At 39.8% G+C, this 12,111-nt stretch carries 10 protein-coding genes; all 10 read right to left on the reverse strand.

From position 1 onward, the window contains the following. Positions 1-823: 823 nt before the first annotated feature. Positions 824-1,441, reverse strand: a complete 618-nt coding sequence (locus tag MWH30_RS12340; RefSeq protein WP_248664397.1) for an RNA methyltransferase — start codon at positions 1,439-1,441, stop codon at positions 824-826. Between the two features lie 3 nt (positions 1,442-1,444). Then, complete coding sequence (gene trmD / locus MWH30_RS12345) at positions 1,445-2,200, reverse strand: tRNA (guanosine(37)-N1)-methyltransferase TrmD (RefSeq protein ID WP_308221619.1); 756 nt, start codon at positions 2,198-2,200, stop codon at positions 1,445-1,447. 1 nt (position 2,201) lies between these two features. Then, complete coding sequence (rimM, locus tag MWH30_RS12350) at positions 2,202-2,705, reverse strand: ribosome maturation factor RimM (RefSeq protein WP_248664398.1); 504 nt, start codon at positions 2,703-2,705, stop codon at positions 2,202-2,204. Positions 2,706-3,342: 637 nt separating this feature from the next. Further along, positions 3,343-3,573, reverse strand: a complete 231-nt coding sequence (locus MWH30_RS12355) for a KH domain-containing protein (RefSeq protein WP_248664399.1) — start codon at positions 3,571-3,573, stop codon at positions 3,343-3,345. Positions 3,574-3,607: 34 nt separating this feature from the next. Beyond that, positions 3,608-3,877, reverse strand: a complete 270-nt coding sequence (gene rpsP / locus MWH30_RS12360) for a 30S ribosomal protein S16 (protein ID WP_248664400.1) — start codon at positions 3,875-3,877, stop codon at positions 3,608-3,610. A 325-nt stretch (positions 3,878-4,202) separates the two neighbouring features. Further along, positions 4,203-5,549 carry a signal recognition particle protein gene (ffh, locus tag MWH30_RS12365; RefSeq protein WP_248664401.1) on the reverse strand — a complete coding sequence of 449 codons (1,347 nt, stop codon included), beginning with the start codon at positions 5,547-5,549 and terminating at the stop codon, positions 4,203-4,205. 21 nt (positions 5,550-5,570) lie between these two features. Further along, positions 5,571-5,912 (reverse strand): putative DNA-binding protein, encoded by a 342-nt coding sequence (locus MWH30_RS12370; protein WP_282706326.1) that lies wholly within the window; start codon positions 5,910-5,912, stop codon positions 5,571-5,573. Positions 5,913-6,005: 93 nt separating this feature from the next. Then, positions 6,006-7,070 carry a signal recognition particle-docking protein FtsY gene (gene ftsY, locus MWH30_RS12375; RefSeq protein ID WP_248664403.1) on the reverse strand — a complete coding sequence of 355 codons (1,065 nt, stop codon included), beginning with the start codon at positions 7,068-7,070 and terminating at the stop codon, positions 6,006-6,008. 163 nt (positions 7,071-7,233) lie between these two features. Then, the gene (locus tag MWH30_RS12380) at positions 7,234-8,367 is read right to left on the reverse strand and encodes a peptidase S7 (RefSeq protein ID WP_248664404.1); all 1,134 of its coding nucleotides are present in this window, start codon (positions 8,365-8,367) and stop codon (positions 7,234-7,236) included. A 75-nt stretch (positions 8,368-8,442) separates the two neighbouring features. Next, positions 8,443-12,009 carry a chromosome segregation protein SMC gene (gene smc, locus MWH30_RS12385; protein ID WP_248664405.1) on the reverse strand — a complete coding sequence of 1,189 codons (3,567 nt, stop codon included), beginning with the start codon at positions 12,007-12,009 and terminating at the stop codon, positions 8,443-8,445. Positions 12,010-12,111 lie beyond the last annotated feature (102 nt).

Consider the following 12,111-nt stretch of genomic DNA (forward strand, 5'->3'; position numbering starts at 1 on the left):
GGCTTATAAGCATTTGGTTTCCTGCGATTAAAAGCAAACCTTAGTGCTGATGAAAACCTAATCATTAAATTATCTAAAAGATTGAACACTAACTCCCAATATATCGGCGGTTTCTGATGAATTTAATAGTTTCATCTTTATCACCTCTATCTATAGTATATCAAAATATAGATAGATCTTCAAGCGTTTTTATAACTTTTATATAGTTTTTGTTAGTATTTTAACAACTTTTACAACCTCCTCTTTTTTAATAAATAAGATCCTTTTGCTCTTGACCATATGGTTTTAAACTTTTAACTCTTAATTCTTAACTCTTAACTAACTATAATTATATCTTATTTTGAATGAAAATTAAAGTTAATTAAGTAGTTAGGGTAGTCAAGTTACCGATTCGTAGCCAAGAAAGCCTCGCCCTTGAATTAGGGCGGGGATGAATTGGCTATTTTAAGATTGATTAAATATTAATCTTAAAATTATTGATGAAACACTGAATCTATGATAAAATAAAGCTAACAAGTAAATATTTGGGGAGTTGCAACAACTAACCCTTTGTTGTGTAAAATATTTAAGGTGCTCGTCTAAAACTGCAACTAGATTATATTTTAGTTAGTTGTACTAACATCTAATCTGTGATTAGAATAAAATATAATCCGTATTGCAGATAGTATGTAACAAACAATCTGCTTAGATGGTAATAGTCTAAGTGCCTGAGTGGCTATATGCCTATCTCAGGAGGGCTGATGGCACAGCCTAAAGTTTGCGTCATACTGTCCTACTAGAAATAGGCTGGACTTTAATCAGCAAACAACCTCGTAAGTTTCTTTTAGGAATCCTCGTTCGTGACGCAAGGAACGGGCGGGGAGGATGTCAATTCCGCTGAACTCCACCACTCTTCACCTAATAATCTATCCAAAATTATCGACGCAGCACTACGTACCGATAAATGATTATAATCTCCTTGACCGTAAATAGGTTCTAAAATATAATCAGTATCTTTAATTAAATCTGCTACTAAACCCCAGCCGGTACCTAAAAGTAACAGATAAGGATCATCTTGAGCCTGAATTTTTCTTCGCAGCTCTAAATAACCAATAGAATTATCATATTCTCGGGCATCGCTAGCAATTAACTTAGGTGTAGCTCCTTCCCGTTCTTCTATTTCTGCTATTACTTCTGTCAGCTCTGACTTGATAGCTAAAACACTAAAAGCTTCCTGACGGTCACTATTATAATCAGCTCCAAAATCGCTGGCCCAATACTCTCTCATTCGTTCTACTAGTTCTTGCTGAGAGTCCAAGGGATTAACTATATAGTATTTGGCTACATCATAAGTTCTGCCCGCCCGAGCAATATCGTGTAAGTCCAAATTAGTGACAGTAGTGGTGATTACCTTTTGATTCTTATTATAAACCGGATTATGTATTAAAGCTATATAAAACATCAACTACTCAACTCCATCCTCTACAGACTTCAAAAACTCCTGCTTTAGCTCAGCTAAAATTTCTTCATCTTCAGCCGAGAGTTCCGCCTCTGCTAATAGTTCAGGTCGATTAAGCAAGGTATTCTTTAAGGCGGCCCGGCGACGCCACTCAGCTATCCGCTGGTGATCACCACTTAATAAAACCTCGGGTACGCCCAGTCCTTGGTATTCACGCGGACGAGTATAGTGCGGATAGTCCAAAATTCCCTGATAAAAAGAGTCCTCTACTGCCGACTCCTCTTTACCTAAGACGCCAGGAATCATTCTACTCACCGCATCGATTAAGACCATAGCTGGTAGCTCTCCCCCGGTAAGTACATAGTCCCCGATGGAAATCTCTCGATCTATTAATTCCTCTCTAATCCGCTCGTCAACTCCTTCGTAACGTCCACAGATCAGCACTAAATGCTGCTGCTGGGCCAACTCACAAACCAAATCCTGCTCCAAAACCCTACCCTGGGGTGACATTAAGATCACCTCAGCCTCTTTACTGTTTACACTCTCTACAGCTCTGAAAATCGGGCCCGGCTTCATCACCATCCCGGCTCCGCCTCCGTAGGAGTAATCATCGACCTGACTATGCTTATCGGTAGCAAAATCACGAATATTACTCAGCTCTATTTCAATTAGCTCTTCCTCCTGGGCCCGCTTTAAAATACTCTCATCTAAGGGCCCGCTAAACATCTGCGGAAAAATAGTTAACACATCAAACTTCAACACTCTAAATCAGTCCTTTGACTAACTTTATTCTCATCTCCTCTTTCTCTAAATCTATCTCCTGCACCACATCTTTTAAAGCAGGAATCAAATACTCCTCTTCTTCCTGCTGCACTACATAAACATCGTTACTACCAGTCTCCAGAATATCGACTACCTTTCCCAAGACCTCGCCAGTAGTACTCAAGACCTCTAGACCCAAAATATCATGTAGGTAATAATGTTCTGGCGGTAGAATAGCCTCTTCTCTAGAAATCTTAATTAAAAAATCACGATACTGATTAGCAGCCCCGATATCATCACAACCCTCAAACTTTAAGATGATAAAGTTTTTATGGTAACGCCAGCTTTCAATACTAACTTCCTTTAGCTCCGCTCCCTTGCTTAAAAAAACCTTATCCAATAACTCAAAACGATCTAAAAAATCAGTTAGCGGGATCACTTTCACTTCGCCTTTATTTCCTTGATGTTTAGTAATCTTACCGATAGTGATTAACTCTTCTGTCATACGCTTCACCTCACAATTCATATAGTTAACAGTTTATAATGTATAGTGTATAGTTAAGTTTAAACCTTCAAAACAAAACATTATCGTTCTATTGTTGCACTGAGCGTGGGGCCAAACAGGTGTTTCACGCTAGAAAAGATTATTTGATGCTTCTAAAACTCATCTCCACTAAAATAAGAGCAAGCTAATTTTAATTAGAAAAATTAGCTAAACCAGCTCTTATTTTAGCTCCGATTCGTTAAGAAGCATTAACAAATAATCTTTAATATCGCTTAGAAACACCTGTTTGGCCGTGCTGATAACGAAATAACTGTTTTAACCCACAAGTTGATATGTTTCAAAGAGCGACTCTTAAAATAGCCCGGAGGCACGGACGCTGGGAGGGCTATTTTTGAGAGTGAAGGAGGCAGGACGCCGACTGAACGGCAAGTGGTTGAAACATATCAACTAGCTCAAGCTTCCGTTAATAGCTATATCGTAAACGCGACAATATACCAATATTATTTTATCCTCTGAGCTTCAACTATTAACTCTTAACTGAAATAACAATATTATTTTACCCCAACTCAAGTAAGCTTATAAGCAAAATAGAGCTAGAGAAATCCTCCCCTAGCCCCTTGTTGATTAAGTACTAATCCTATTGTATAATCTCCACAATCACTCTCTTGCCTTCCTTAGTAGCTGCAGCCTTAACTACAGTTCTAATAGCCTTAGCTATTCTACCCTGCTTACCAATTACCTTACCCATATCATCTTCAGCCACTTGCAGTTCCAGAATTACAGACTTAGATCCTTCAACTTTATTAACGTTAACCTGTTCTGGATTATCTACAATAGAACGAGCAATCACCTCTACTAATTCATCCAAGCGCCAAGCACCTCCTAAGCAAATAACTGCTTAATTACTTATTCTTCTCTTGGTCAAACTTTTCCATAATTCCTTTTCTTTTAAACAAAGTTTTTATAGTATCAGAAGGCTGGGCCCCATTTTGTAACCATTCCAAGGCTTTATCTTCCTTAATTTCTAAAGTCTTAGGGTCTGTGGCCGGATTATAATGTCCTATCTCCTCAATAAATCTACCATCTCTAGGCTTACGAGAATCAGCAACCACTAATCTATAAGCAGGATCTCTTTTAGCTCCTATTCGCTTCAGTCTAATCTTAACTGACATCTATTTCACCTCCCCTATAGTCTAAGTTCAAAAATCATAATACAGTTTATATGTGTCAACTTAAGCTAAATTTTAGCAAGTTGCAGCTTTATTAATGAATTGGTGCAGTTAAAAATCTTTAAAACCTTTTTTTGAAACCACGAATGAGCACGCGCCCTGAAGGGATGATAATCCCTGAAGAAGTACTCTTGGGGTGAATTAACACGAATAAAACCTTTAAATAATTTTATTTTTTAATGTTTTGAACTTATTCGTGCTCATTAGTGTTGATTCGTGGTTCCAAGGTTTTGAACTTAAGGTTTTTTACAACAATATTTCTATAAAATTAAAAGAAAGGTAGACGGTCCTTCAAAGCACCACCCATTCCTTTTTTCTGCATATCTCCTAACTGCTTCATCATCTTCTTGGTCTGCTTAAACTGCTTCAATAAACGATTTACATCCTGTACTTTGGTACCACTACCTTCAGCAATTCTGCGCCGACGACTACCATTGATAATCTGCGGATCTCTCCGCTCCTCTATAGTCATAGAATTAATAATGGCCTCTATTTGATCCAAGTGACCTTCATTCATATCCATTCCTTTTAACTGCTTCAGATTACCCATTCCCGGCAGCATTTCCATAATTTGATCCAGCGGGCCCATGCTTCTAATCTGTCCCATCTGCTCTTGAAAGTCCTCTAAGGTAAACTCCTCTTTACGTAGCTTTTCTTCCAATTCTTTAGCCTTCTGGGCATCTATACTCTCTTCCGCCTTCTCAATCAGACTTAATACATCGCCCATCCCCAAAATTCTGGAAGCCATTCGATCAGGATGAAACTCCTCTAAATTATCCAACTTCTCTCCAGTACCTACAAACTTAATTGGCTTACCAGTTACAGAACTAATAGATAAGGCAGCACCACCACGAGCATCACCATCAAGCTTAGTCAAAATTACTCCATCTATACCCAAAGCTTCATCGAATTTTTCAGCTACATTAACGGCATCCTGTCCCGTCATAGCATCGACAACCAACAGTATCTCCTGTGGTTTAACAGCCTTTTTAATTCCCTTTAACTCGTCCATTAGTTCTTCATCTATGTGTAATCGACCAGCAGTATCAATTAACGTCACGTCACGTCCTTCAGACTCTGCATTACTAACCGCTGCCTTGGCTATATCCACTGGGTCCTGCTTATCACCCATAGAGAAAACCGGCTGTTCTAAACGTTCTCCTAATACCTGCAGTTGCTTAATAGCTGCCGGACGATAGACATCAGCCGCCACCAGTTGAGGGCTACGACCTTGACCGTGTAAATGCTTAGCCAGCTTACCTACAGTAGTAGTCTTACCTGCCCCTTGTAAGCCAACTAACATCACTACCGCCGGAGTTCGCGAGCCTAAAGTTAGCTTGCTTTGAGTCCCCCCCATTAAATCGGTCAACTCTTCATTAACTATTTTAATTACCTGCTGGGCCGGGGTTAAGCTCTCCAAAACCTCTTCCCCAACAGCTCTTTCTTCCAACCGTTTAATAAAGTTTTTAACTACCTTAAAGTTAACATCGGCCTCTAAAAGAGCTAACTTAACCTCTCTTAAGGCAGACTTAACATCATCCTCTGATAACTTACCCTTGCCTTTTAACTTATCAAAAGTATTCTGTAGCTTTTCAGCTAAACCTTCAAATATCAATTTCCCAACTCCTCCTTTAATTTAGTCCAACAGTTCGCTAGTGAGCTTCTCCAAGGCTTCCAAGTCCTGTTCAGAAATCTGATGGGAAATCTTCTCAATTAGTTCCCGTAACTTCTCTAATTTCTCTTTTCTACACTGATATCTCTCTAATAAATCCAACTTACTTTCATACTCTTCCAAAGCCGCTTCAGCTCGCTTAAGATTATCATATACAGCTTGACGGCTAATCCCGTACTCCTCAGCTATCTCCCCCAAAGAGAGGTCCTGATAAAAGTACAACTTGATCATCTGCTGCTGCTTGTCTGTTAACAACTCTCCGTAAAAGTCGAATAAAAGTCCAATTTTAACCGTTCGTTCTAACAAAGGTATCACCTGCAATAGCTGTTAAGCAAAAAAACTTTACAGATGATAGTATAACGTAGTAATCCTGCTTTGTCAAGTCCAAATTAAGAAGCATTAATTAAAAAGCGCCTCAATAAAGGCTTCCGCCTCAAAATCCTGCAAATCATCTACATCTTCGCCGACTCCAATTAGCTTAATCGGAATTCCCAACTCTTCTTTAATAGCTAGTACAATTCCACCTTTAGCGGTTCCATCTAACTTAGTTAAAGCTATTCCGTCAACTCCCACCGCTTCATCAAAAAGCTCAGCTTGAGAAATTCCATTTTGACCGGTAGTAGCATCTAAGACCAACAAACTTTCCACTCTAGCTCCCTGGGCCCGCTGATCAATAATTCGCTTCACCTTCTTTAACTCCTCCATCAAATTACTCTGAGTATGCAAACGGCCCGCAGTATCGATAATTAACAGATCACTATCCCGAGAATGAGCCGCTTGTATCCCATCGTAAACCACTGCTGCTGCATCGGCTCCCTCCTGATGAGAGATCACCTTAGTACCTACTCTATTTCCCCAAGCCTCTAACTGTTCGATAGCTGCTGCTCTAAAGGTATCGCCAGCCACTAATAAAACCTGCTGACCACTCTCCTTAGCTCGCAAAGCAATCTTACCAATAGTAGTGGTTTTACCAACTCCATTAACTCCCACTACCATTAAAATCGTTAGCTGATCCTGAGTATAAATATCTTCATCCTCAGTAACTAAGATAGATCTCAACTTTTCCTGAAAAACATCTTGTAACTGCTGAGGATCTTTAATCTTCTCCTCATCAGCCCTAGTTCGCAAATCATCCACCAGCTTCATAGTAGTGCGAACCCCTACATCAGCCTGAATCAAAATTTCCTCTAGCTCTTCAAATAACTCATCATTAATACTACTATAACCGGCAAAAAGACCTTTAATTTGATTAGCAAAGGCATTTCTAGTCTTGCTTAAGCCATTTTTTAAGCGTGAAAATAAACCTGCTTGTTCTTCTTCTGTTTGCGCAGTCTCCTCTTCAGCCTTTGCTTCAGCAGAAGTATCCTCTTCCTCTGCTGACGCTTCGGTAGTTTCAGCTTCTTCTTCCTTCGCTTCTTCCTTCGCTTCTTCTTTATCTTTCTTTCCGAATAACTTTTTAAACATTTTTCTCCCTCCAACAGATTAGTCTTATATCTTATCAAATTCTTCTCGCCCAAGCTTTTTCTCGTATTTTATCTAAATCAGTTTCTGAATCGCTCCATAAATTAGAAGTTAGAGCTTCACTATTAAGCTCACCTAAGCTAAAGCTTAGGTGAGAGGAAACAAGTTATTTAATTTCAATAGACTTACATAAATCTGTATACTCCTGAGCAATTCCAAACTTTCGTTTACGCAAATTAGCCTCTTCTTCGGGAGTATCGACCTTATAAAAATCTTGACCAATTTGCTCTGACTCTTCAGCCAGTTTAGATATTTCATCCTGTAATTCTATTACCGTAGCTCCTTTAACCTGTCCTGCTTTATCATGACCTACCGCAATAATCGGTCTGCCCCACATGCCGGGCCCGGCCATAGCATCGCCCATATGCATCACTCCTGTACCCCCAGGATGAGTATGCACAATTACTACCTCTGCCGGAATTTTTTCTGTATAAGCTCTCCGCAAAGAGATTCCATCTATTTCAGTATAACTAGAAGCCAGCATCCGCGAAGGTACATAACCCATGCCTCCTACTACTATCTCGCTTCCTTTAACTACATGTCCATCTTCTAAAACTCCAATAGCAGCTACCTCCCGGCCCTGCTCTACACTAATAGACTTATTAACTAACTCCTCAACTAACTCCTCACAGATAGAGTCTACCTTTACCCGAGCAATCTCCCAGTCTTCAACAGCAGGCGCTTCCAACTCAAATTCCTGTTCTGCCATCTCTATCACTTCTAACTCATCACTGATTTCTAGATAATTAAGCCTTAACTCAGAAGACTCTCTTAAAATCTCCCGCTCCTCATTCATATCTTTAGCAGCCAACCTCTTAATCTGAATCTCTTCCGATTGAGTAGCTAGATCAAAGTAATAGCTCTCCGGATGTACTACTCCTACTCCTGCTAACTCCTCGGCCTTAACTCCGATTCTAACTACTGGTGAATCCAGTAAATTCACTCCATTAGTATCTACTATCAAACCGGTTTTACCGGGATTAGTAGAGATTAAAACAGCATTATCGGGTAACTGATTAATCCCTTCTATTAAAGCTCTACCATCAACATCAACGACCTTACTTAACATCTTTCGATAAGAAAGTCCAGAAACTCCCCCGTCGGTTAAAGGTGATATACTATCAATATAGCCTTCCTCATTCACCAAACCTATAGTTCCTACAGCTCTACCTTGACTCAGTTCTACAGTTCTATCTACCAATTTATCAACTATGCTTTTAGCAATTCCTTTTACTTGCATACTATCCTCTCCTTTTTAAGACTAACTATTTATTATATTCTTTACTTTCCAAATTATAATATACAGATTTTAAGCTTAACTGGCCAGTTCCGATAACTTTAGAGATACCAACTTAGAAACCCCAGACTCCTGCATAGTTACTCCATATAGAGCATCAGCAGCCTCCATAGTTCCTTTACGATGAGTTATCAAAATAAATTGGGCCCGCGCCGATAGTCCACGCAAATAATCAGCAAAACGATCCACATTTGCCTCATCCAAAGGAGCATCTATCTCGTCCAGAACATAAAAAGGGCTAGGCCGTACCTTTAGCAGCGCAAAGATTAAAGCAATAGCCGTTAGGGCCCGCTCCCCTCCAGACATCAAAGACAGCTTTTGTAGTTTTTTGCCCGGCGGCTGAGCATTAATCTCTATCCCCGTTGTTAATAAGTCATCGGGCTCTGCTAACTCCAATTGAGCCTGTCCACCTCCAAATAGTTCAGTAAATATCTGCTCAAATTCCTTTTTAATCTGCTCAAAGGTTTCAACAAATTTTTCTTCCATAGTCGTATCTATTTCAGAAATTACTGTAGTTAGAGACTCTTTAGCCTCTATTAAGTCTTGATACTGTTGCTTTAAAAAGCTAAATCTCTCCTTTAAAGTCTGATACTCTTCCTCAGCTCCTAAGTTGACATGGCCTAGTTTACTAATCGCTTCTTTCAACTCAGCAATTCTCTTTTCTACTGCCTGATAATCCATAATCGGCTGCTTATCCTCTAACAATTGATCAGTAAACTGAAGTTCATAGTTTTCACTTAACTTATCAACTATATTATCCAGTTTGATTTTTAGCTGAGCCTTCTCAACCTCGTAATTATTTAGCTTCTTCTGTAATTTAGCCAATTTATCTCTAATTCCTTTAGTACCACTTTCTAACTCAGTAATTTCCTCTGTCAGCTCTTCCTTCTGTTTATTTAATCCATTTAATTGACCCCGCAGCTCATCTCTAGCTGCTTCTGCCTCTTGTACAGCAGTAGCCAATTGTTTCTTTTCAACAGCTATCTCTTGGCGACGCTCTTTGAGTTTAGCTTTTTCCTGCTGCTTAGTTTCCAACTGCCTTTTAAGCTTGTCTAAACTAGCCTGAACTCTAGTTACTTCCTTCTTCAAACCAAGCTTTTCCTGCTCAATAGCAGCTATCTGCACTTTTGAATCAGTAATCTCTTCCTGAAGCTTCTCCTTAGCAGTCTCCAGTTCAACAATCTTCTCTTCCAACAAGTCAATACCACCTTCAATACTATCCTGAGCACTCAAGTTCTCTAAATCCTGCTTTAAGTCCTGGCGCTGTTCTTTCAAATCCTGCTCTTTTTCATTCAACTCCTCCAGTTGACTACTTAACTGCTCCTTCTCGCTAACTACTCTAGACACTTCCTGTTCTAACTGCTGCCAATCTTTAGTTTTTTCGGCTAACTGTATCTCTAAACGGTGAAGCAGTTTTTGAGTCTGCTCTAAACCTTCTTCCTTAGCAACTAATTCTTCCTTTAATCCTAGTCCTTCCTTTTGTACTTGAGCCAACTCTTCAGTTAAGTCCGCTAACTGTACTTCCAACTCCTCGATCTGACGACTTCTACCTAACAAATTAGCCTTATTCTGCCCAGAGCTACCCCCAGTAACTGAACCACCGGGATTGACAATCTCTCCTTTCAAGGTAACTATCCGTACTCGTTGATTAGTCTTTTGGGAGGCAGCTACAGCTACATCCAAGTCTTCAACTATCAGCAGTCTCCCTAATAAGTTTTTCATTGCCGGAGCAAAGCGGCTATCATAGTCCACCAACTCAGCTGCCGTACCGTAAACGCCCGCTTTCTGCAGTACCTTAGCTTCTCGTTGGCGCAGACTTCTAGGCTGAACTAAGTCCAAAGGCAAAAAGGTAGCTCGGCCAGCTCCTTGCTTTTTTAAATAGCTAATAGCCTGCTTAGCATCCTCAGCCTCAGCCACTACAATATTCTGCAACTTACTCCCTAAAGCCATTTCCACTGCTTGCTCAAACTGCTGAGGCACTTGTAATAACTCAGCTACTACTCCGTAAATCTGAGCAAAATTAGGATTCTCTCGTTGATGCTTTAAAGTTTGCTTTACTCCTCGATAATAACCTTGATACTTCCGCTGCATTTCTTTTAAAACATCCAGTTGAGAATTAAGGTTATTTTCTTTGCTCTTCAACTGATTATACTGTTCCTGTAACTCTTTTAATTCCTGCTCTAACTGCTGCTGTTGCTGCTTTTCGCTTTCAAGCTCAGCCTTTTTTGCTTCTAGCTCCTCTTTAGTAGTATCTACTTGCTCAGCTAAATCGCTTTTTTCAGCTCTTAACTCAGCTAACAGCTCTTCTTTTTCACTAAGCTGCTCCTTTTCTTTGCTAAGCTCCTTTCTTAAGTCCTCAAGTCGATACTCAGTCTGTTCCAACTGATTCTGCTTTTGATTGATCTCCCTTAACTGTTGCTGTTGACTTTGTTCAGCCTCTTGGCGCTTACTCCTTTGTAGCTCCAATTGCTCTACCGTCTGCTTAAGCTGTTCTTCTTGCTTTACCAAGCTATTTTTTTCATTAGTTAGCTTACTTTCTACCGCTGCTAACTGCTTTTCTTGCTTCTGTTTTTCTGCTTCTAGCTTATTTAATTCCTCAGTTACTTCTGTCAACTGCTCAGCTAGCTGCTCCAATCTATAGTTAGCATTACTTCTTTTTTCGGCTAAAATCTGAATCTTATTATTAGTCCGTTCTACTTTTCCTTCCGCCTGATATACTTCGTCCTTTTTCTCTTCTAACTCAGCCATAGTCGACTTAAGTTGAGAGTTTAAAGACTCCATTTCTAAATCGTAATCAGCAACCTGTTTCTCGGTTTGGGTCACCTTTTTTTCTAAATGCTGATATTTTTGCTCTACCTCTTCCAAATCAGTAGCTAAGTTACTATAGCGATTTAATAATAGATTAACTTCCAAGTTTTCTAGCTCGCCATAAAGCCGACGATACTTCCTAGCTTTAGCAGCTTCCTCCTCTAAAGGGCCTAACTGCTTCTCTAACTCACCAATAATATCGGTAATCCGCTGTAGGTTCTGTTCAGTTTCAGCTAACTCCTGAGCGGCTTCTTCTTTTCTTTGTTTATGCTTGGTAATTCCTGCCGTCTCTTCAAACACCTCGCGACGTTCAGCAGTTTTCTCACTTAAAATGGAATCAACCCTACCTTGTCCAATTATTGAATAAGACTCCTTAGCCATTCCCGTCCCTATAATCAACTCCTGAATATCTTTCAAACGACAGATAGAGTTATTAAGCAGATAATCACTTTCTCCTGATCTGCTAACTCGGCGGCCAATAGTTACTTCATTGTACTCTATCGGCAGTTCACCCTGACTATTATCCAATACTAGCTTTACTTCGGCAATACCTAAGGGCTGTCGTTGATTACTCCCCGCAAAGATAACATCCTCCATCTTAGCTCCTCGCAATAACTTAGCACTCTGCTCACCCAGCACCCAACGAATAGCATCGGCAATATTGCTTTTACCGCTTCCGTTAGGGCCCAAGACAGCAGTAATATTTGGCTCAAACTCTATTTTAACTTCATCAGCAAAGGACTTAAAACCGTGAATGTCGATTCGTTTTAAATACAAAAGCACCAATCCTGCTTATAAAAACCTATACAAAACTAACTATAGACCACAATTTCACAGGATTACAATTGTGTAGGATGCAATCGCTTGATTACAAATCTC

It is taken from the genome of Fuchsiella alkaliacetigena (assembly GCF_023227765.1).
GTDB lineage: Bacteria > Bacillota > Halanaerobiia > Halobacteroidales > Acetohalobiaceae > Fuchsiella > Fuchsiella alkaliacetigena.

What these genes read in the sequence shown, in the direction of transcription:
- MWH30_RS12340 (WP_248664397.1), bottom strand. Translation starts at nt 1,441, where the DNA reads ATGTTTTATATAGCTTTAATACATAATCCGGTTTATAATAAGAATCAA.
- rimM (WP_248664398.1), bottom strand. Translation starts at nt 2,705, where the DNA reads ATGACAGAAGAGTTAATCACTATCGGTAAGATTACTAAACATCAAGGA.
- rpsP (WP_248664400.1), bottom strand. Translation starts at nt 3,877, where the DNA reads ATGTCAGTTAAGATTAGACTGAAGCGAATAGGAGCTAAAAGAGATCCT.
- ftsY (WP_248664403.1), bottom strand. Translation starts at nt 7,070, where the DNA reads ATGTTTAAAAAGTTATTCGGAAAGAAAGATAAAGAAGAAGCGAAGGAA.
- MWH30_RS12380 (WP_248664404.1), bottom strand. Translation starts at nt 8,367, where the DNA reads ATGCAAGTAAAAGGAATTGCTAAAAGCATAGTTGATAAATTGGTAGAT.